This is a genomic window from Desulfuromonas sp. (genome assembly GCF_002868845.1).
Taxonomy (GTDB): domain Bacteria; phylum Desulfobacterota; class Desulfuromonadia; order Desulfuromonadales; family BM501; genus BM501.
Window position 1 is genome coordinate 26,046 of record NZ_PKUB01000032.1, and the last position, 19,504, is coordinate 45,549.

At 63.2% G+C, this 19,504-nt stretch carries 19 protein-coding genes and 2 pseudogenes; 4 read left to right on the forward strand and 17 right to left on the reverse strand.

Features of this window, described 5'->3' with window-relative positions; translation table 11 throughout:
* Nucleotides 1-3: 3 nt before the first annotated feature.
* From C0617_RS09880 to C0617_RS09955, 15 genes and pseudogenes are all read right to left on the reverse strand, one after another.
* Nucleotides 4-507 carry an ATP-binding protein gene (locus C0617_RS09880; RefSeq protein ID WP_291316880.1) on the reverse strand — a complete coding sequence of 168 codons (504 nt, stop codon included), beginning with the start codon at nt 505-507 and terminating at the stop codon, nt 4-6.
* Nucleotides 484-630: pseudogene (locus tag C0617_RS09885) on the reverse strand (histidine kinase dimerization/phospho-acceptor domain-containing protein); the annotation flags it as partial. The pseudogene C0617_RS09885 and the gene C0617_RS09880, both read right to left, overlap by 24 nt.
* 24 nt (nt 631-654) lie before the next feature.
* Nucleotides 655-1,170 carry a response regulator gene (locus tag C0617_RS09890; RefSeq protein WP_291316860.1) on the reverse strand — a complete coding sequence of 172 codons (516 nt, stop codon included), beginning with the start codon at nt 1,168-1,170 and terminating at the stop codon, nt 655-657.
* A gap of 163 nt (nt 1,171-1,333) precedes the next feature.
* Nucleotides 1,334-1,780 carry a universal stress protein gene (locus C0617_RS09895; protein WP_291316861.1) on the reverse strand — a complete coding sequence of 149 codons (447 nt, stop codon included), beginning with the start codon at nt 1,778-1,780 and terminating at the stop codon, nt 1,334-1,336.
* A gap of 47 nt (nt 1,781-1,827) precedes the next feature.
* On the reverse strand, nt 1,828-2,205 hold the full coding sequence (locus C0617_RS09900; protein ID WP_291316862.1) for a response regulator: 378 nt from the start codon (nt 2,203-2,205) through the stop codon (nt 1,828-1,830).
* Nucleotides 2,206-2,338: 133 nt separating this feature from the next.
* Entirely contained in the window at nt 2,339-3,169 is an 831-nt protein-coding gene (locus C0617_RS09905; RefSeq protein WP_291316863.1) for a purine-nucleoside phosphorylase, read from the reverse strand.
* The gene (locus tag C0617_RS09910; RefSeq protein ID WP_291316864.1) at nt 3,169-3,720 is read right to left on the reverse strand and encodes a response regulator; all 552 of its coding nucleotides are present in this window, start codon (nt 3,718-3,720) and stop codon (nt 3,169-3,171) included. The genes C0617_RS09905 and C0617_RS09910 overlap by 1 nt, the downstream gene beginning before the upstream one ends.
* Nucleotides 3,717-4,403 carry a helix-turn-helix domain-containing protein gene (locus tag C0617_RS09915; RefSeq protein WP_291316865.1) on the reverse strand — a complete coding sequence of 229 codons (687 nt, stop codon included), beginning with the start codon at nt 4,401-4,403 and terminating at the stop codon, nt 3,717-3,719. Before C0617_RS09915 ends, C0617_RS09910 begins: the two co-directional genes overlap by 4 nt.
* 4 nt (nt 4,404-4,407) lie before the next feature.
* Nucleotides 4,408-5,166, reverse strand: coding sequence for a tetratricopeptide repeat protein (locus C0617_RS09920; protein ID WP_291316866.1), 759 nt, complete (start codon nt 5,164-5,166; stop codon nt 4,408-4,410).
* 10 nt (nt 5,167-5,176) lie between these two features.
* Nucleotides 5,177-5,659: a hypothetical protein gene (locus C0617_RS09925; RefSeq protein WP_291316867.1), complete on the reverse strand. Its 483-nt coding sequence runs from the start codon at nt 5,657-5,659 to the stop codon at nt 5,177-5,179.
* Nucleotides 5,660-5,676: 17 nt separating this feature from the next.
* A pseudogene (locus C0617_RS17125) lies at nt 5,677-6,588 on the reverse strand (PfkB family carbohydrate kinase).
* 46 nt (nt 6,589-6,634) lie between these two features.
* A complete protein-coding gene (mtnP, locus tag C0617_RS09940) occupies nt 6,635-7,501 on the reverse strand; it encodes an S-methyl-5'-thioadenosine phosphorylase (protein WP_291316870.1) in 867 nt (288 codons plus the stop codon).
* 116 nt (nt 7,502-7,617) lie between these two features.
* On the reverse strand, nt 7,618-8,685 hold the full coding sequence (rlmN, locus tag C0617_RS09945; RefSeq protein ID WP_291316871.1) for a 23S rRNA (adenine(2503)-C(2))-methyltransferase RlmN: 1,068 nt from the start codon (nt 8,683-8,685) through the stop codon (nt 7,618-7,620).
* Nucleotides 8,686-8,807: 122 nt separating this feature from the next.
* Nucleotides 8,808-9,221 (reverse strand): nucleoside-diphosphate kinase, encoded by a 414-nt coding sequence (gene ndk / locus C0617_RS09950; protein WP_291316872.1) that lies wholly within the window; start codon nt 9,219-9,221, stop codon nt 8,808-8,810.
* Between the two features lie 86 nt (nt 9,222-9,307).
* On the reverse strand, nt 9,308-10,147 hold the full coding sequence (locus C0617_RS09955; RefSeq protein ID WP_291316873.1) for a thioredoxin domain-containing protein: 840 nt from the start codon (nt 10,145-10,147) through the stop codon (nt 9,308-9,310).
* Between the two features lie 211 nt (nt 10,148-10,358).
* Between C0617_RS09955 and C0617_RS09960 the strand changes: the two genes are divergently transcribed.
* Nucleotides 10,359-10,556 carry a GSU3473 family protein gene (locus tag C0617_RS09960; RefSeq protein ID WP_291316874.1) on the forward strand — a complete coding sequence of 66 codons (198 nt, stop codon included), beginning with the start codon at nt 10,359-10,361 and terminating at the stop codon, nt 10,554-10,556.
* A 131-nt stretch (nt 10,557-10,687) separates the two neighbouring features.
* Here the strand turns inward: C0617_RS09960 and C0617_RS09965 are convergent, their stop codons facing one another.
* Together C0617_RS09965 and C0617_RS09970 are read right to left on the reverse strand one after the other, a co-directional pair.
* The gene (locus tag C0617_RS09965) at nt 10,688-14,617 is read right to left on the reverse strand and encodes a translocation/assembly module TamB domain-containing protein (RefSeq protein WP_291316875.1); all 3,930 of its coding nucleotides are present in this window, start codon (nt 14,615-14,617) and stop codon (nt 10,688-10,690) included.
* Nucleotides 14,611-16,368, reverse strand: coding sequence for an autotransporter assembly complex family protein (locus C0617_RS09970; protein ID WP_291316876.1), 1,758 nt, complete (start codon nt 16,366-16,368; stop codon nt 14,611-14,613). Before C0617_RS09970 ends, C0617_RS09965 begins: the two co-directional genes overlap by 7 nt.
* A 340-nt stretch (nt 16,369-16,708) precedes the next feature.
* Between C0617_RS09970 and C0617_RS09975 the strand changes: the two genes are divergently transcribed.
* The 3 genes from C0617_RS09975 to C0617_RS09985 form a co-directional block, all read left to right on the forward strand.
* The gene (locus C0617_RS09975; protein ID WP_291316877.1) at nt 16,709-18,070 is read left to right on the forward strand and encodes an OmpA family protein; all 1,362 of its coding nucleotides are present in this window, start codon (nt 16,709-16,711) and stop codon (nt 18,068-18,070) included.
* A gap of 164 nt (nt 18,071-18,234) precedes the next feature.
* Complete coding sequence (locus C0617_RS09980; RefSeq protein ID WP_291316878.1) at nt 18,235-18,375, forward strand: hypothetical protein; 141 nt, start codon at nt 18,235-18,237, stop codon at nt 18,373-18,375.
* The coding region (locus tag C0617_RS09985; protein ID WP_291316879.1) for an NlpC/P60 family N-terminal domain-containing protein at nt 18,375-19,504 on the forward strand (1,130 nt) is incomplete at its 3' end. The genes C0617_RS09980 and C0617_RS09985, both read left to right, overlap by 1 nt.

Sequence of the window (19,504 nt, forward strand, 5' to 3'; positions counted from 1 at the left end):
CGACTAGCTGAGGGGCAGCTGGATGTGGAAGGTCGTCCCCTTCCCCTCGGAGCTTTCAACGGAAATCCGCCCCCTGTAGGTCTTCACGATGCGCAGCACAACCGACAGGCCGAAGCCGGTCCCCTTGGCCTTGGTGGTGAAGAAGGGGTCGAAGACCTGCCCCAGGTTCTCCTCGGAAATCCCACTCCCGGTGTCTGAGACCGACACCGAAAGGGTCTTCTCGTCGTGGCAGAGGCGGATGCCGAGCCTCCCCCCTTCGGCCATCTCGTAAAGAGAGTTGATAAACAAGTTGGTAAAGATCTGCTCGATCTCCGAGGCGTCGGCCAGGATCTGGGGAGGCTCCCCCCCGAACTCCCGGACCACCTCCACCCCCTGGGCCGCGGCCTGATCGACGAACCCCTCCAATGCCCGGTCGATGATCTCCGGCACCGAGACCAGCTGCAGCTCGAAGCGGGGGCGCTTGCAGGTCGCCAGGAGCTGGACCAGAATCCCATCGATGCGGTCCACCTCCCTCAGGATCTTGTCGGCGTAGGATGCCTTCTCGGGATCGTCCATCCCCGACTGGAGGATTTGCCCGAACAGGCTGATGGCATTCAAGGGATTGCGGATCTCGTGGGCCATGCCCGCGGTGAGGTGCCCAAGGGCGGCAAGCTTTTACCCCTGCACGATCTCGACATGGGCCCGTTCCAACTCCCGACTCTTCTCCTCCACCCGGCGCTCCAGCTCCCGGTTCCACTCCTCGATCTCCCGCCGCAACCGTTCCCGCTCCCGCTGCAACTCCCGGTTGTGCAGTTCGATGGTGCGGATGCGCAGGACATTCTCGATGCGCTCTACAAGGTCCTGATTGTTAAAGGGCTTGAGGATGTAGTCCGAGGCACCCGCCTTCATCAGTTCAACGGCGATTTCCTCGCTTCCCTTGCCGGTGAACATGATGACGGAGGTATCGGGGCACGCCTCCCGGATCTGGCGCAGGGCGGTCATGCCATCCATTCCCGGCATCATGAAGTCGAGCAGGATCAGGGCCGGCTCTTTTTCCGCGGCGATCCGCACCCCGTCCTCGCCGCATTCCGCGGTCGCGACCTGGTAACCCTTCCCCTTCAATATCATGGAGGTGAGTTCGAGAATGATCTTCTCGTCGTCCACCACCAATATGAGCTCGCGGCTGGTCAAAGGCCCCCACCTCCGGATGAATTCTATTGCGATCGAAGGGTAGAATACCCTTCCCCCCGCCTCTTTGACAAGGAGAAATCCCAACTTCCCGCGGCGGCTCCAATAAGAAAAGGCAGCGTCACCGCTGCCTTTTCACTCCTGCCTTGGTCGCCCTCGCCGGGGCTCATTCGTTGATGCGTATGGTCATGACGGCAACGGGAGATTTGCGAACCACCTTCTCCGCGGTGCTGCCGAACAGCACATGGTCCAGTCCGGTTCGTCCATGGGTACCGAGGACGATGAGGTCGGCGGAGTTCTCCGCCGCATTTTTGATAATTTCGTCGTAGGGGATACCGGGGACGATAAAGGTCTCGTAATTATCGTAATCCTTGATGTGGGTCCGGCAGAACTTCTCCATCAATTTGCGAGCCCCCTCCTCGATCTCCTCCTCTAGCTTTTCAAAGGAGATGTGGGTAACGTAGAAGCCCCTCAGGTCGACGGGCTCGTTGATAACGTGCAGGATCAGCAGCCGGGCCCCGAACTTCTTGGCCAGGGAGAGGGCGGACTCGAAGGCGTAATCGGAACTCTCCGAGAAGTCGGTGGCGTACAGGATTGTCCGGAAGTCTTTCATGGTTTCATCCCCCGCGATGAAATGGTTGGCTCCTGCGGCGGCCCGGGTCAGTGGGGCTCGCTGCCGAGTTTGTTCATGACAGACTTGAGTTCATCCAGCTTGACCGGCTTGTGGATGTACTCGAAGGCTCCAAGGTTCATCGCCTCCAGGTAGGACTCGACCTCGCCGTAGGCGGTGATCATGATGACGTGGGTACTCGGGTGGTGACGGCTCAATTCCCGAAGAAATGTCAGACCGTTCATCTCCGGCATATTCAGGTCGCTGATAACCAGGTTGACCTTGTTTTGGCGCATGAAGTCCATCGCCTCGAAGCCGTTGGCCACACTGTCGACGAGGTACCCTTCCTGAGAGAGCAGTTTGCTCAAACCGATGCGGGCATTCTCCTCATCGTCGACGATCAGGATTTTTTTGATTGTTTCGCCCAAGATGCAAACCCCTTCATTTCTTTAGGAGAAGTCTAACATCCCGCTCCGGCCTGTCAACCCGGGCTCCTGCCAAACCCCATAAATAACAGCCAATTAGCTGGATTGTAGAAGAAAAATGTCGGCGAGGGCAGATTCAGGATTCGGAGCCGGACTCCCCCCGCCAGAGAAGCAGCAGGTGGCGCAGAAGGTCGCCGAAGGCCAGCGCCCCCTGCCGACCGGCGGCCAGGACCTCGCCGTGGTCCGGGGACTCGGCGGAAAGCCCCGCAGCCACATTGGAAATCAGGGACAGGCCGGCGACATCCATCCCCAGGTGCCTGCCCATAATGGCTTCAGGGACCGTGGACATGGAGACGGCGTCGGCGCCAAGAACTGACAACGCCCGGATTTCGGCGGGTGTTTCGTAGGAAGGACCGGTCAGGGCGGCGAGTACCCCAGAGTGGAGCCGAATGCCCTGTTTCCCGGCAAAGGCCAGTAGTTGCGGGTAGAGATCCTTCTTGTAAAGGTGGGTCAGGTCGAGAAAGGGATTGCCGAAAGCCCCCCTCAGGGGATTGTCCCCCATCAGGTTGATATGGTCGGCGATGAACATGAAGTCCCCGGGCCGGTAATCCGGGTTGATGCCGCCGGCGGCATTGGACAGCAGCAACCGGGAGCAACCGAGCGCCCCCGCCAGCCGCACCGGGAGGGTGACCTGGAGAGCGTCATACCCCTCGTAAAGGTGGTAGCGCCCCTGAAAAACGAGGACCCGGAACCCCTCGAGAGTGCCGGCGACGAGGCGGCCGGCGTGACCGCTCACCCCTGTCGGCGGAAAGCACTTCAGAGCCGGGTAGTCGATGGCCAATGCTCCGTCCACCTGCTCCGCAAGGTCCCCGAGCCCCGAGCCTAGCACCACGGCCAGCTCGAAGGTTTCGGTTCCGGTCAGGCGGCGAAGCTCTGCCGCCGCCCCAAGGAGATCTCCTTCGGCCATCACCCCCCCAGGAGCCCTTTCACGCGTTCCTGCAGCTGCTCGGGCTTGAAGGACTTGTTAATGAAGTCGTCGGCGCCGGCCCTTTCGGCATCGACGGTGTCGGCCTTGGTGCGGTAGACGCCGCTCATGGCCAGCACCTTGACTCCATTCAGGGCGGGGTCGGCCCGCACCTGGAGGATCAACTCGTAGCCGTTCATCTCAGGCAGATTCAGGTCGAGAATGACCAGGTCCGGACGCCCCTTGCGAATGATCTCCAACGCCTCGACCCCGTCTGCGGCGGTGCGCAGGGAGAGGGGAAGGGGTTTAAGCACATCGATGATCAATTCCCGAAAATAGTTGGAGTCATCCACCACAAGCACCTTCTTCTCGGGAGGCCTTTCCGCCGGCGGCGCGACAGCCTCGGGAACCGGCAGGGGGGCCGGGGCGGGGCTGCGAAGAATGACCTGGAAGGCATTGGAGCACTTGGGACAACGAAGCCGTACTTCCCCCTTGGTGGTTTTTGTCGGGTCGATCCGGTAGCGGCCGCCGCATGCCGGGCACTGAACAGTCATAGCTTTTCCTCTTGGGGGGACGCCTCCAGGCGCAGGGTCTGACCCTCCGGCGGGATCGACGGCAGGGCCTGGGGCGCGGCTTCCCCTTCTGCCGTCACGCCCCCTTCGGGGCCGACCGTGGCGGAGGGCTCACCCACCCGAACCGGTCCCGGCATGGCCTTCGCCAAAGAGGTGCCGCCGGATGCGTCCGGAATCTCCGCCGGTCCCGCGGAACCGTCGGCAGGGGGGGACATCGAGGGCAGCCGGGCGGCGGAGGGAACCTGGGGCGTCGCCTGCCCGGTCGCCCCTCCGGAAAGAAACATCCATGCGGCCCCGCCCAGGACCAGCAGCACAGCGGCGAGGAGGGGGAGGACCATTCGTCCGCGGTCTCTGCGGGAACGCAGGGGGGCCGGGGACAGGGGCTGGGGGACGGGGCTGGGCGTTGCCCACAGGCTGCCGGCCCCCTGCTCCTCGAGACGACCCAGCAGAGGGGCAGAGTCCATCCCCAGGGCTTCGGCATAACTGCGCAAAAACCCCTTCAGGTATGCCTCGGCGGAGAATGCCTCGAATCGCTCCTCCTCGAGGGCCTGAAGAAAGCCCTGCCGGACCCTGGTCCGGGCCGCGACCTCCGCCAGGGAAAGGCCGAGTTTCAGGCGTCGGCTCCGCAGGCTGGCGCCAATGCTTTCTGTTTCAGTCGCAGTCATGGGATCACTGGATAATCTTAAGGTAGTCCGCAGCCGACCGGCCCGCCTCGGATGCGGGAGCCAGGCGGATCACCTCGCGGAAAGAAGCCCTGGCCTGCTTCGGCCGGTTCAGCTTCAGATAGGTTATGCCCAGCTTGTAATGGGCCAGGGTGTAGTTGGGGGCGAGGTAGAGGGCCTGAAGAAATTCGCCCACCGCCTCCTCGGCCCGGTCGAGGGCGAAATACGCCTCTACGAGCCGGAAGTGGGCCTGGGGGTAGGTAGGGCGGTGGTCGAGGGCCTCCCGATAGGCGGTCGCCGCCTCCTGGAATTCCCCCTTGTTGAAGTGGGCGAACCCCGCACCGGTATAAGCGACCTCAGGGCTGAGAAAGAGCAGGTTCCCGGCTGCCCGGCGGAACTCGACGATGGCATCGTCCCAGCGCTCCATATCGAGGTAGAGCGCCCCCAGGTTGTTCTGCATCTGGGGGTCGTCACCGGCGAGTTGAAGGGCCCGCTGAAAGTGTGTCTCGGCCTCGGCGTAGGCCTTCTTCCGGTGATAGGCCTGTCCGAGGGCGGCCTGCAGTTTGGCATCGCCAGGCTCGATCCGCTCGCCCTGAAGGAACTCCTTCAGAGCCAGAGTGGGATTCCCCTCCTGAAGGTAGGAGACCCCGAGGATGTAATGGACCTCGGCATCGTTGACCTTCTTTTGAGCCTTCTTGGCCCCGCCGCAGCCGGCGGTCAGGCAGACCAGAAGGAGCAGCACCCCGCCTACGAATGTCCTGCCCACACGACCCTCCTCACTGGGACGCCATGAAGCGTCCCACATGTTTTAAAAACCTTCTGCGCCGGGCCCCGATGTCCTCACCGGATCGGGCGGGAGGCGAGGTAGCGCCCGTCTGCCCTTTTTCCCGCCTCAGGGGCAATTCATCCCACAGAGCTTCCCGCTCAGAGGCGCTCAGCCGCTGCAGGTGGAGATCGTCCATCATAAACCCCATGGACTCGGCGAAGCGCACGCCCGCTTTCAAGGCTGCCCCGGCCTCAGCTTTTTCGAGGGCTCCCCCTTCGTTGAGGTAAATGGCGACCTTCGCGCTGCGATGCAGGTAGAGGGCGATGGCAATCCGCACCCCCTTGTTCTCTGAGAAAGCAGCCAGGTATGCTGTCGTCTGCTGGGAGGGCAGCCCGGGCAGGGCCACCTGGACATCCCCCAGGGAACGTCGCAGATGCAGAACCCTTGCGGCGGGGATGTCGAGATGCCTCATCTCCTTCTGCCAGACAAACATAACCGTTCTCCCTGAACCTAGGACAACCCCTCGAACTCGGTCAGGAGTTCGAACTTTCTGAAGCGGGCCTCGATCTCCGGATATTCGAGAGTCTTCATCCGGTTGAGGCTGAAATTCTCGACATTGAAGGAGGCCATCACGCTGCCGAACACGATGGCTTTCCGGAGGCTTGCCTCGGAGAGATTGCCGGTGGCGGCGAGGTAGCCCGTGAATCCGCCGCCGAATGTGTCCCCCGCACCCGTCGGGTCGAAGACCTCCTCCAGGGGATAGGCCGGAGCGGAGAAGACCGAGTGTTCGTGAAACATGAGCACCCCGTACTCCCCTCTCTTGACCACGAGGGTTTTGGGTCACATGGCGAGGATGGTGCGGGCCGCCTTGACCAGGTTGGGCTCCTCGGCCAGCTGCCTCGCCTCCCCTTCGTTGATGAGCAGGATGTAGACATGGCGCAGGGTCTTCAACAGAGCCTCTCGTTTGCCCTCTATCCAGAAGTTCATCGTATCACAGGCGACCAGTTCCGGCCTCTTCACCTGCTTCAGGACCTCCAGCTGCAGCTCGGGATCGATATTGGCCAGAAAGACAAAGCGGGCGTCCTCGTAGCCCTGGGGCAGTTCGGGACGAAAGGTTTCGAAGACATTGAGCTGGGTCTCCAGGGTGTGCGCCTCGTTCAGATCGTAATCGTAGCGCCCCCGCCAGCGGAAGGTTCGCCCGGGCACGGTCTTCAGCCCGCCCAGGTCGACCCGCCTGGAGCGCAGGAAATCGAGATGCTCCTCCGGAAAGTCCTCCCCCACCACGGCCACCAGCTGCACATCGGTGAAAAAGCTGGCCGATGTGGCAAAATAGGTACCCGATCCCCCCAGTACTTCCTCGACCCGGCCGAAGGGTGTCTCAACGGAGTCGAAGGCCACGGACCCGACGACAAGTATGCTCACACTGTTCCTCCTCGATAGTTTGGTTGGACGGCTTTCCCCGAAGGGATCACTTCAGGTACTTGCCCATGAGCAGGTCCAGCTTCTGCCAGGTGGCGGCGGGGATGAGGTCCTTGTGGGTCATGAGGGCGTACTGAAGGGCCTCCCCGCAGCCGCAGGGCCGCTCCGCGCCGATGCGCCTCACCGCCGCCTTGATGATGCCCCGGGCGGTGGCGACATTCTTCTGGATAATGGCCAGGACCGCCTCCACAGAAACGTCGTCGTGCTCCTGGTGCCAGCAGTCGTAGTCGGTAGCAAGGGCCACGGTGGCATAACAGATCTCCGCCTCACGGGCCAGGCGCGCCTCGGGGATGTTGGTCATGCCGATCACGTCAACGCCCCAGCTCCGGTAGATGTTCGACTCGGCGCGGGTCGAGAAGTTGGGCCCCTCGATGCAGATGTAGGTCCCCCCCTGGTGCACCGTGGCTCCCACCTCCCGGGACGAATCGACCAGCACCTGGGCCAGGTCGGCGCAGACCGGGTCGGCGAACTGCACGTGCCCCACCGCCCCTTCTCCGAAGAACGTGGAGGCCCGCCTGCCCTGGGTTCGGTCGAAGAACTGGTCGGGGATGACGATGTGGCCGGGGACGATCTCCTCCTTCATGCTGCCGACCGCGGAGACCGAGATGATCCGTTCCACTCCGAGTTGCTTCATGCCGTGGATGTTGGCCCGGTAGGGAACCTCCGAAGGCAGGAGGCGATGGCCGCGGCCGTGCCGGGGCAGAAAGACCAGCCGGGCCCCTTCGAGGGTGCCGGTGATGAAGGCGTCGGAGGGTTCGCCGAAAGGTGTCTCCAGGCGCACCTCCTCGACCTCGGAAAATCCCTCGATTTCGTACAGGCCGCTGCCTCCGATAACGCCGATGGCCGGTTTGGACATGGGTGGTTCCTCCTCTGGGAGTCAAAAATATCAAAATCAACAGGGGTGACCCGGGTCCGGCCATAGAGTTTGAACTGCAAAAACACCGCCAACCCTCGATCGAGTCCTCGTCCCCTTTACGTTTTTTGTTCCGGGGCAGGCAGCAGGCCCTGGGCTCCTTCCAGCTTGCCCTTGAGCTGACCGCAGGCTGCGGAGATGTCCTGTCCCTTGCTGGCCCGCCGGATGGCGACCATCCCCCGGTCGAGCAGGGTTCTCTGGAAGGCTTCGACGGCTTCGGCGCCGGGAGCCCGGAAAGCCGAGCCGTCATGCTCGTTGAAGGGGATCAGGTTGACCTTGGCCTTCACGCCGTGGAGCAACTTTACCAGGCGCCTGGCATCTTCGAGAGAATCGTTGACCCCGCGGATCAGGATGTACTCAAAGGTGATGCGCTGGCTCGGCGGCAGGGGATACTTCCGGCAGGCATTCATCAGTTCCCGCAGCGGATAGCGACGGTTGACCGGCATCAGCTGGTCCCGCACTGCGTCGGTGGTGGCGTTGAGGGAGACGGCCAGGTTGACCCGGACGCGCCGCCCGAGTTCCAGCATCTCCGGGACCAGTCCCGACGTAGAAAGGGTGACCCTGCGCGGTCCGTAGTCGAAACCCTCGGTGCAGTAAAGGATCTCAAGGGCCTTGACGACATTCTCGAGGTTGTGAAGGGGCTCGCCCATCCCCATGAGGACGATGTTGTTGACCGGACCGTCTTTGACCGCGGCGCAGACCTGGTTGCCGATCTCGGCAGGGTCCAGATTGCGCACCAGTCCGAATGTCCCCGTGAGGCAGAAGGTGCAGGCCATTGCGCAGCCGACCTGGGTGGAGACGCACAGAGTGGCCCGTTCCCCCTCCATCGGGATGCGCACCGTTTCCACGGTCTGCCCGTCAGCAAGCCGGAAGAGGTACTTGCGTGTGCCGTCGCGGCTTTTTTCGACGCGCTCCGGGGTCCAGTCGGAGGCGGTCGCCCGTTCGGCCAACTCTTCCCGCAAGGCCTTGGAGAGGTCGGTCATCTCGGCGAAGGAGGTCACTCCCCTCCGGTAGATCCAGCGCATCAGCTGGCGGGCCCGAAACTTCTCCTTGCCCAGCCCCGAGAGGAAGCCGGTCAGCTCCTCAAGGGTCAGGTTCTTGAGGTCCACCCGCTGATTTTGGGGCATGTTCTCCAAGCCGTGAGGTCCTCTTTCCATCTGAATTCACTATAAAAAAAAGCCCTTCGGATTGTACCCGAAGGGCTTTTGATGCACAAGGCCAAAGTTGCCGGAGTCCCGAACCGGTGGCTCTACAGAAGCTCGAGGCCGGAAAAGAAGTAAGGGATCTCGAAGGCGGCGGTCTCCGGGGCATCGGAGCCGTGGGTGGCGTTCTCGCCGATGGAACTCCCGAACTCCTTGCGCAGGGTCCCCTCGGCGGCCTCAGCGGGGTTTGTGGCCCCCATCAGGTCGCGCCATTTCTTGATCGCGCCCTCGGCCTCGAGCACCATGACGAGGCAGGGGGCGCTGCTCATGAAGTCGGTGAGCTCGCCGAAGAAGGGACGCTCGTTATGAACGTAGTAGAAGCCCTCGGCTTCGACCTTGCTCATGTAGAGTTTCTTCAGGCCGACGACCTTGAAGCCTTCCGCGTAAATACGGGACAGAATCTTACCGGCGTAGCCGGCGGCGAAGGCATCGGGCTTGATAATGGCAAAAGTTCTTTCCATGGTATTCCTCCAATCGCTGTTGCGGGCTGTGATGCAAACGTCGCGGTATTTAGCATCACCCACCGGGAAAGTCAAGATTTTAGGTCCTACTTCCCGGCCTTTTCCAGCTCGTTGTCGATAATTTTCTTAAAGCCCCCGATGCTGCGGTCCTTGAGGGGACGGCCGTTGATAAACACCGCAGGCGTCCCTCGCACCCCGGCGGCGATGCCGTCCCGAGTGTCCGTGTTGATGACGTTCTGATACGCGGGGCTCTTCATGTCTTCCTCGAAACGCTTGATGTTCAGGCCCAACTGCCGAGCAAATTCAAGGAACTTCAGCTCGTTTAGCTGGTTGTAGTTGGCAAAAAGCAGGTCGTGATACTCCCAGAACATCCCCTGCTCATTGGCCGCCAGGGAGGCCGCGGCCGCGGGACGGGCATAGCGGTGGTTGCGCAGGGGATAGTGCTTGTAGGCAAGCTTGACCTCCTTGGGGTAGGCCGCCAAGACCTCCTTGAGCATCGGGGCCAGCCGGGAACAATAGGGGCACTGGAAGTCGTCGAATACGACGATCGTCACCGGGGCATTCGCGGGACCCTTGATGGGGGCCCCGGCGATATTGATCTCCTGGATGAAAGCGACATCGAGAACCGAGACCATCTTCTTCCCGGAGTTTTTAAGGAGCAGTTGGTCCCCGCGTCCCATGATCTGGAGGCCATCGGTACCTTTGTCGACGGCTATCCGGTCGGTGAGATTGCCGCCACTGTCGAAAACCAGGATCTCGGCCGAATCGGCAAGGACGAAGAGGCGCTTCCCGTCGGCGGCGGATGCGACGGCGAGGGGCGTAGCCTCGATCTCCAGGGAGGATACCACCTCCGTTTCCACTTTGGCCAGGGCGGGGGCGGCCAGTGCGAAGGACAGGGTCAGGCATGCCAGGAACAAATTTCTCACATCAATCTCCCTTCGTTTGGATTGATTCAATCTGCAGAGAATCTTATAGCAGATTTCCACCAGACTAAAAACAAAAATAGCTATTTACGCCTTCGGTTAAATGCCCTCAGGAGAAAATACGCTCTCTCCGAGGTTGCAGAAATTCGCTTTTGTGGTTTCTTAGTACTAGAAGGTTATGCAGCTTGAGCAGAGAACCGATGCGGAGGCGGCCATGATGATCAGGATCATGTATCACAACGGAAAGCATGATCTGGTGAAGACCTCGGCGCTAGAACGCCTTATCAGTTCCAACCAGGTCAAACAGTTTCAGCGCTCCAGCGGATGGGTCACCCCTAGCAGGGACCCTGTCCGGAGAACGAGAAACAGTCAATACCGGGGAATGGAGAGGCGGGAGGCGAAGAGCGCCTGAGTGCGTTCAACCTTCCGTCGGCGCTTTTCCGGAAGAGGGAAACACGAGGTTCCCTCTGGCCAAAAAACAAATGATGCGAGGCGGGGACAACCCGCCTCTTTTTTGTATCCGGGCTTATCGCAACGCCCCCCTCAGTCGAACTCGATCTTGTAGAAGAGGTCCACGCCGCTCTCCAAACCGAAGCTCGACTCGAGGTCCCAAAAGGGGGAGAGGCTGTAGCGCAAACGAACCTCGTTGGCGTTGGTGAAGAGGGAGTGCCCGATGCTGAGATACAGATCGGGGTTCAGATACTTGCCGATGGTGACCACCGATGATTCGGCATCACCGTTGCCGGCCTCGACCTCGATCACATCCAGCCCCACCCTTCGCTTGACCTGATCCTGAAGCGAGGCAGACTCCCCTTGGTTGAGAAGGAGTCCGGCCGCCATCATCATCGGGTCGGTTTGGCCCTTCCCGCTGCTGAAGGGGCGCCCGAACACGACATAGGAGAGGATGTCCGTGTCGGGCATCGCCGGGTCGGAGTACAGCTTGACCACCGGGGCCCGCGGCGTGCCGGTGACTTTCACCCCGGCCTTGACCTCCCCCGAAGTGCGCAGAGCGAGTACGTCGAGAGTGGGACGATCCACAGGTCCGCCGGCGAAGAGGACGTTGCCCCGCTCGATGTCGAGGCGCACGCCGTAGGCAGCATAAATGCCCTGCTCCACCGTGAGCTTTCCCTGCCCCGTAATCTCCCCGGCCCCCTGGGCCTTCAAGAGAATGCCTCCCCCAAGACGGGCGTCGACGCCGGCGGTCCTGACAAGAACATGATCCCCGAGCGCAACCTCGACCTGAAGATCGAGGGCTGCCGCCGACTCCTTTCCGGTGGAAACGTCGGCGTCCACAACGACCAGATCCGGGCTGGAACGCACCGTCGGCTGGGCTTGGCTGCCGGAGAGAAGGAGTTGAGGCACGAGGATCGCCCCCCGCACCTTCACCGCCTCCGGGCTGGCCTCCACGGTCAGGTCGGGGCTGGCCGCGGCCGAAAGCTCCGGTAGGTTGATGATCCGGAAGTCCTTTCCGACGAGACGGGCCTGGAATCCGGCCGGGCGCCAGCCCTCCAGGCGGACCGAGCCGCTGCCCTCAATGAACCCTTTTCCGGAGCGGACCTCGAAACGCTCCAGACGGATATCTTCCCCCGCAAGCTCCATCTCCAGTCCGATCCCTTGCAGCTCAATTCCAGCGGCAGGCAGGTAGGCGCCCGCATCGGCCAAGCCCAGCCTGCCGCCCAGTTCGGGGGTCTGCCAAGTGCCGCCCAGCCCGATTTCGAGATCGAGAGCGCCTCGACTCTCCTGAACCAACCCCGGGAGAAGAGCCGCAAGCAGGCCCCGTTCACGAATCCGGGCGCGCAGGTCGCCTCGGACCGCGCCCTGCGCGTCGATGGAGACCGGCAGCCGCGCGACAACCGGGAGCCGAAAACGTCCCTGGGCCTCCCCGTAATCGGCCAGGGCCAGAGACACCTCGCCCGTCAGCGCATCACCTCGCCAGCTCCAGTGCAGGTCTGCGGCATCCAAGGGGGCGCTGACCAGCCCTTCGTCATCCTCGCTCCATTGAAGAAGACCGCCGCCGACCTCGCCGCGCCCCTCCAGATCGAGGGCCAGTCCCGGAAGCCACTCTCCCTCGGCCCCGCCGCTCAACTGCCCTTCGAGATGCAGAGACGGCGGCAACCAGGGCCGAAGCAGGGCCAGGTCGATTCCCTCCCACCCCACCTCCAACTCCCCCTGCCCGGGAACGCCCGAGGCCGGCTTCTGGTCCGAAACCACTCGCCCCACAAGGCCTCCGCCCTCTTCCAGGGAGAGTTCCATTTCCCCTGCGAGACCGCCTCCGTCCCAGGTCAGTTTCGCCATAGCCAGGGGCACAGCCACCACTTGTCCTGCGCTGGCTACCTTCCCCGTCAACTGCGCCTGAGCGACGATCTCCGTTTCTCCCCCGGGCAGCCAGCGCAGCGTCGCCGCCCCCTCCCCGCGGCCATTGAGCTTCGCTCCCTCAAGCCAGGGGTTGGCATGCTCCAGGGAGAGGTCGCTCCAATGCCCCCCCAAATATCCCTTCAGAGGATCGAGATCGAGATCCCCCTCCAGGCGAAAGCCCTCGCCAAGCGCGCTGGTCAACTCCAGCGCCGAGAAACGGATCGCAGCCGGTGACAGGGCCAGTTCCACCGGACCGGCCAGAGTCCAGACTCCGTGAGTCCCGTCCTGTCCCTCCAGAGCATGGAGGGTCCCGGCCCAGGAATCCCCCTCGAGGCCGCCCGCCGCCGCCCCCCTCGCCCACCCTTCCGGCCAGGCAAGATCGAGGTCAAGGTCATGGGCGGTCGAGGTTCCGGAGAGCTTCAGAACTGCGGCATCGAGGCGTAAGCCCTCCCTCTCCAGTCCCTTGATCGCAACCTGAACGGCGAAGGGTCCGCCCGCCCTTTCCCTGCCTGCCTCGAGCTTCATGGCCGCCGCCCGGAGCCCGGCGCCCTCGAACTCCCGAGCATCTCCGGTCGCCGCCCCGGTCAGTTCCCCCTCGTGCCAGCGCAGCCAGCCCCGCGCCCGGAGCCGTCCTCGGACCTCCGGAAGGAGGCTAGAGAAGCGAGCGACATCGGCCTCGAAATCGATGCGCTCTTCCAGGCTGCCGGAGCCGGTCAAATCGAAACCATCGCCGTGCAAGTCAAGAGCATTCAGGAATAGGTCCTCCCCCAGGAGACGGGCATCCAGGCGCCCGGAGAGGACCCGACCGTTCAGGACGCTGTCGCGGAAACGCCCCAGGACCGTGGCCTCAAGCGGCGACGATGGCAGGCGCTTTAAAGTCCCGTCGACATCCAGATTGACCCTTCCCGGCCACCGCGAGTCAAGCCTTGCCGGGTCGAGGGCACGGCCCTGGAGAGAGCCGCCCAGCAAAAGTCCCTCCCTCCAGTCGATCTCCAACTCGCCAGCCAGCTCGCCGCCGAGCCAACGCCCCTCCAGGCCGGAGAGGACCATTCCCGTCCCGCTCCCCGCGGCGCTCCCCGCCAGGCTCAACTCCTGCCAGTTGTCGGCGACATTGGCCAATGAAAAACGCCCCGTCCAGTCCTCGAGAGTTCCGCCCAATTGCAGGGTGCCGGAAAGGTCGGTGGCAGTGCCAGTCTCCGGGGCCAGGTCGAGCCGATCGATGTCGAGCTTCCCGGAGAAGCGGGGCTCGGCGCCGGGCCACTCCAGAGCGGCGTTGCCGGAGACCCGGTCCGGCCCGCCGGCCCGCTCCAGGACCAGGTCGCGCAATTGCAGGAATGTTCCGGCCAGATCCAACTCAGCCCTCAGCCCCAGGCGCCGCTCAGGGCCGGAGTGGACCGTTATCTCCAAGGGGCCCGACAGGACAACCGGCTTCCGGGACTTTGCGAGACGGGCATCGAGGGCAAAAACATCAAGCCCTGCGACCGCCTCGCCCAGTGCGACACGGATATGGGCCGCCACCCCCGGAACGTCCAGATTGAGCTCCAGGCGCCCCTCGGCCTCCAAACCGGACGTCTCGAGGCGCAGACCCTCCACTTTCAAGGCGCCGTCGCGCCAAGCCATCCGGGCTTCAAGACTCTCCAGCCGAACAGCTTCCCCCTCGGCCGGGTGCAGAATCATACCCTCCAACTTCAGGGCCTCGATCGATGCCGACAGACGCCGGGCCATGTCCGGCAACCGGGGCCAGCTCAGCTCAGCAGGCGCCCCCCCGGCCTTCTCCTGCTGCGCCGGGGCCAGCCGCACTTCGGTTCCGGCAAGGGCGATCTCGGTCACCGCCAGTTCACCCCTCAGCAACCGGGCGGGTAACCAGGCAAGATGCAGGACGGACGCCGAGGCCTCGCCACCGGGCCAACTCACCCCAAATCCCTCCAGGCGAAGATCTCCGGCGATTCTCCCTTCCACCTGCCGAGCCTCCACCCCGACCGGGGCAAGGCCCGAAATCGCACCCAGCAACCAGCGGGCTCCCGACGATGTCCCCAGCACCCAGGTCGCCGCCCCCGCCAGCAGGATGACTCCCAGAAGCAGGAGCAGACCGCCGTATTTGAGCAGGCGCCTCACCATCCGAACCCCACGCTCAAATGCAGCCGGTAAGACGGGTCCTTCTGCCCGACCTGGCGAGCCAGGTCGATGCGAACCGGCCCCACAGGGGTATAGCGCCGGATCCCGATTCCGGCCCCTTGGGCCAGTTCGTACTCGGAGAGGGAATCGAAGGCATTACCAATGTCGTAAAAAAGGGCGCCCCCCCAGTTTTCTCCTAAAGCACGCTCCAGTTCGAGGCTCCCCACAAGCACATGTTTGCCCCCCACCACTTCTCCATCGGAGTCCGACGGCGCCAGGGACTGGTAGGCGTAACCGCGCACGCTCTGGTCCCCCCCGGCGAAGAAACGCAGAGACACGGGAAACTCTTCCAGAGCCTCGTTCTGCAGGGTCAGTCCGCCGTCCATCCGGGCGAACAGGGAGAGGCGTCCGGGCAGTGGCAGCAAAGCGTTTCCCGAGACCAGCGTCTGGACCAGGCCGGTATCCGAACCGAGGCTCTGGTGGCCACCCCGCACTTCGATGCGGAAGTGGTAACCTTCCTTCGGGCGCACCGTGTCCGGGTATCGTCGCCGGGAGTAGCGAATCCCCGGGATCACCATACGGGACCGGAAGTCGTCATCGGCAATGGTAGAGTCCTCCTGCAGCAGGCGCAGAAAGACCGATCCACGACGGCCCTTGCCGTAATCCCGGACGACCTCCCCTTCGGCGAAAATGGACTGGGTCTCGTAAGTATCGATGTCTTCGCGGTTGTAGCCGAGGCGAAGGACGGTAGCCGTCTGGATGTTCCGGCCCCAGGGAATCGTGTAACTGGATGTCAGGGACTGCCTCAACTCGGCCATAAGGAGGTCGCCCTCGAGCAGGTGGGCGCGGTGAAACACGTTGAGATCCCTGTACTCCAGGGAAAGGCGCGCCCCCGTGTCGGTGCCGTAACCGATTCCCGGGCGCAGGCGACGGCGTGGGGAGGGGGCCAGGTGAATCTCGACCGAAACGCGTTGATCCTCGGCCGCTTCTATGCGGGGGGTAATAAGCACCTCCCTGAAACGGTCCGTATCGAGAAAGTTCAGCTGGGTCTGGCCGAGCCTGGCGTGGGAGAAGACCTCTCCGGGGCTGAACGCCAGGAACCGGCGCAGAAAGCCCTTCGGGTAGTCCTCCGCCCCCAGCAACAAGGCGTGACCGAACAAGTAGCGGGGACCCGTTTCAAGGACCAGGTCGATGTCGGCCCACCCCTCCCCCCTGTGCACCAGGATTTCATGCGTGGGGAAACCGGCGGCCAGGTAGCCCAGGTCAAGAGCGCGGGCCTTGAGAGACCCCTTGGCCTTCTCGTAGCGGTCCTGCCGCAGCACCGCCCCCTCTCGAAGGGGGAAATCCTTGACCATGTCCCGCAGGGAAGAGGCCTCCTCCCCAGGGCCCACCAGTTCGAAGCGGACCAGTCGAACGCGCACCGGTTCCCCGGGATCGACCTCCACGGTCAGGCGGAACCGGTTCTTCTCCAACTCCTCGAGGGCGACCTCCGCATCGGCCGCGAAATATCCAAAAGGCTCCAGGGCCGGCCCGACCTTCTTCGGGACCTGCCTGGCGAACCGCTTCAGCCAGCGCCGGTTGACCGTCCCCTCGCGAACCAGCCCCGGCGGCAAGCCGAGAGCGACCCGCACGTTGTCCAGCATCTCCTCCTCGACGCCCCGGATCACCACCTCGACCGGTTCCGCCGCCCGAGCGGGCGGCGCCGGAAGGATCAGGATCAGGGTCAGAAACAGAAAAGAGAAAAAAAGCCGCAAAGAAGCCCCCCGACAAAAAAATTCAAGACCGTTGGACCGGAACCCGAAACGATCTTAAGATTTCATCATGATAGCGTATTTTCCCATGGCCAAGGCGAATCCGGCACTTTTTTGATCGAAGAAAGAGCACTTTTCGAGAATATGCGCCGGCACCCTGACATCCTGAGACCCGGCCGTGAGAAATCATTTCCAGGCCCCAGCTTCCCCATGAAACAAATGCCGGCATGCGGAAAAAAAATTTACGGCCGCTGGACCTGTAAAAAAATTCTGGTAACCTCTAATTAGTTTTTGCCCAACTCCCCTGGCTGGCCAGGGATACCTTTCAACAGGAGGATAACGCATGAAACGTATGACACAGGCAATACTGGTCCTTGTGATTTTCGGCCTGCTGGCTGGAACCGCCCTGGCAGAGAACCGGGCGGGCTCCCTGACCCTGGCCCCTACCATCGGGGGCTACGTCTTCGACGGCGACCAGGGACTCGAGGACGATCTCACCTACGGGGTCGGCCTGGGCTACAACTTCACCAAAAACTGGGCCGCTGAACTGGCCTACAACTACGTCAACACCGAGTCCGAGTTCGGCACTCTGGACGATTTCGAAGTCTACGTCGCCCGACTCAACGCCCTCTACAACTTCCGGGCGGACAAAGACCTTGTACCCTTTCTCTCGGCGGGCCCCGGCTGGACCTTCCTTGACTCGGACACAAAGGGCGGAGAGAGCAACGCCCTCTTCAACTACGGCGGCGGCCTGAACTACTTCGTCACCAAGAACCTTGCCCTGCGCGGCGACGTGCGCCACATCATCACCTTTGTGAACGAGTCCAACCACAACCTGATCTACACCGGGGGCTTGAACTACCTGGTCGGAGGCCATAAGCCCGCCCCGCCCAAGCCCCTTGACAGCGACGGCGACGGTGTCATCAACGCGCTGGACAGGTGCCCCGGAACCCCCAAAGGCGTAATGGTTGATGCCGCAGGCTGTCCCGTGGACAGCGACGGCGACGGCGTGCCGGACAGCTTGGACAAGTGCCCCGGAACCCCCGAAGGCGTGGCAGTGGACGCCAGCGGCTGCCCTCCGGACAGCGACGGCGACGGCGTCCCCAACCACATGGACAAGTGCCCCAACACCCCCAAGGGAGTTGAGGTCGACACCAACGGCTGCGCACGCGACAGCGACGGCGACGGCGTTCCCGACTACAAAGACAAGTGCCCCGGCACCCCGAGGGGCGTGGCCGTCGACATGGACGGCTGCCCGAAGGAAATCGACAGCGACGGCGACGGCGTCCCTGACTCCCTCGACCAGTGCCCCGGCACCGCCAGGGGCATCGCGGTCGATGAGAAGGGCTGTCCGGTTTCCCTGACCCTGCAGATCAAATTCGACTTCGACCGGGCGGTCATCAAGCCGGCGTTCCACGGCGAACTGGAGAAAGCCGCCGCCTTCATCCGCGAGCATTCCGGGCTCAAGGCCCTCGTCGCCGGACACACCGACAGCAGGGGGGCGGCCGACTACAACCAGGACCTCTCCCTGCGCCGCGCTGAGGCGGTCCGCAACTACCTGGTCGACAAGTTCGGGATCGATCCCACCAGCCTGGCAGCCCGCGGCTACGGAGAGAGCCGGCCGGTGGCCGACAACACGAATGAGCAGGGCCGGGCTGAGAACCGCCGGGTCGAGGTGGTCTGCTGCTACATCCTTCACCAGTAACCGGGAACAGATCAAGGCCTCGGGGGCGGGGCGGGCGAAATGCCCGCCCCGCCCTTTTATCTTCTCCCGTCCTCTTTCCTTAAATTTCCTTGATTTTTCCCTCGGTTTTCTCCACCCTGAAGGTATTCGCCCGTCTTGTTCCGCCAAAATGAGAGAACTGAGTCTTGGATTCCCCGCATCTCTTTGCCTTTATCGGGGCTACGGTCCTGCTGACCTTCGCCGCCGGCCCCGGCATCCTCTTCGCCATTACCCAGGGGACGGGAATCCAGGTGACCCCGCCGGGCTCTGAGGAAACATGGCGCTGATGAGAAAAATTCCGGCCCTTATCCTTGCCACGATGCTCCTGCTTGCCACGGGCTGCGTACCCGATCTGTCGCATAAAGACATCGCGGACCTGAAGCGAATGCCTCAGAACCCCCTGGCCTATCTCGATCCGGCCACCGCACACCGGCCCCTCCTTTCCCACGAAGAACAGCAGAAGCAGGCCCTCGCCTTTCTGGAGCGGCACTTCGCCCCCTGGCACACCAACGGACCGCTGGAGAGCACCCGCAGTCCCTTCTGGGCCGTCGACTGGGTCGGGAAAAAGGCGGTCTTCGGGGAGAACCTGCGTCCGGTGGGACAGGACCGGCTCCAAGCCCTGGTCGACCGGGCCGCGCCCGAAACCTACCCGAGCCTCAACCTTCGAGCCATTACAGTGCGGCTCTCGGACCTCCGGGCGCTGCCCACGCGCAGGCCCCTTTTCCTCGACCCTGACGAGGCCGGGGAGGGTTTCCCCTTCGACTACCTGCAGCATGCCGCCGTTCAGGCCAACACCCCACTGCACGTCATCCACCGTTCTCAAGACGGGGCCTGGGTCTTCGCCGAGACGTCCCTCGCCTACGGCTGGATGCCGGTGACGGACCTCGCCTGGGTCGATGGGGAATTCGCCCGTGCTTTTGACACGGGCACCTACCTGGCCCCCACCCGGGACCGGGTTCCGGTTTTCGACACCGACGGACTCTACCGCTTCAGCACCGGGATCGGGACCCTCCTCCCCCTGACCGGGGACGGTAGCCATGAAGTCTTTCTCGCAGTTGCGGACGAGAACCGCCGGGCCCTCCTGGCAAAGGCCCTTCTTCCGCCCGACAGCGGGGAGACATTCCCCCTGCCGCTGACACCTTTGCGCCTCGCGAGCCTGGCCGGCAATATGGTGGGACAAGCCTACGGTTGGGGTGAGAGCTTTGCCGACCGGGACTGTTCGGCCACTGTTCGTGACCTCTTTGCCCCCTTCGGGCTTTGGCTGCCGCGCAACTCCTCCAAACAGGCCCGGGAGGGGACTGTGGTTCCCCTATCCGACCTGAGCCCCAGTCGGCGCGAGAGGCGCCTGCTCGATGAAGGAGTCCCGTTTCTGACCCTGGTGCGGGTCCCCGGTCACATCATGCTGTACATCGGAGA

Bases quoted from the DNA above. Each gene is read 5' to 3' on its own strand.
- C0617_RS09895 (WP_291316861.1), bottom strand. From the start codon at position 1,780: ATGAAAGACTTCCGGACAATCCTGTACGCCACCGACTTCTCGGAGAGT.
- C0617_RS09905 (WP_291316863.1), bottom strand. From the start codon at position 3,169: ATGGCCGAAGGAGATCTCCTTGGGGCGGCGGCAGAGCTTCGCCGCCTG.
- C0617_RS09910 (WP_291316864.1), bottom strand. From the start codon at position 3,720: ATGACTGTTCAGTGCCCGGCATGCGGCGGCCGCTACCGGATCGACCCG.
- C0617_RS09915 (WP_291316865.1), bottom strand. From the start codon at position 4,403: ATGACTGCGACTGAAACAGAAAGCATTGGCGCCAGCCTGCGGAGCCGA.
- C0617_RS09925 (WP_291316867.1), bottom strand. From the start codon at position 5,659: ATGTTTGTCTGGCAGAAGGAGATGAGGCATCTCGACATCCCCGCCGCA.
- mtnP (WP_291316870.1), bottom strand. From the start codon at position 7,501: ATGTCCAAACCGGCCATCGGCGTTATCGGAGGCAGCGGCCTGTACGAA.
- rlmN (WP_291316871.1), bottom strand. From the start codon at position 8,685: ATGCCCCAAAATCAGCGGGTGGACCTCAAGAACCTGACCCTTGAGGAG.
- ndk (WP_291316872.1), bottom strand. From the start codon at position 9,221: ATGGAAAGAACTTTTGCCATTATCAAGCCCGATGCCTTCGCCGCCGGC.
- C0617_RS09960 (WP_291316874.1), top strand. From the start codon at position 10,359: ATGATGATCAGGATCATGTATCACAACGGAAAGCATGATCTGGTGAAG.
- C0617_RS09965 (WP_291316875.1), bottom strand. From the start codon at position 14,617: ATGGTGAGGCGCCTGCTCAAATACGGCGGTCTGCTCCTGCTTCTGGGA.
- C0617_RS09975 (WP_291316877.1), top strand. From the start codon at position 16,709: ATGAAACGTATGACACAGGCAATACTGGTCCTTGTGATTTTCGGCCTG.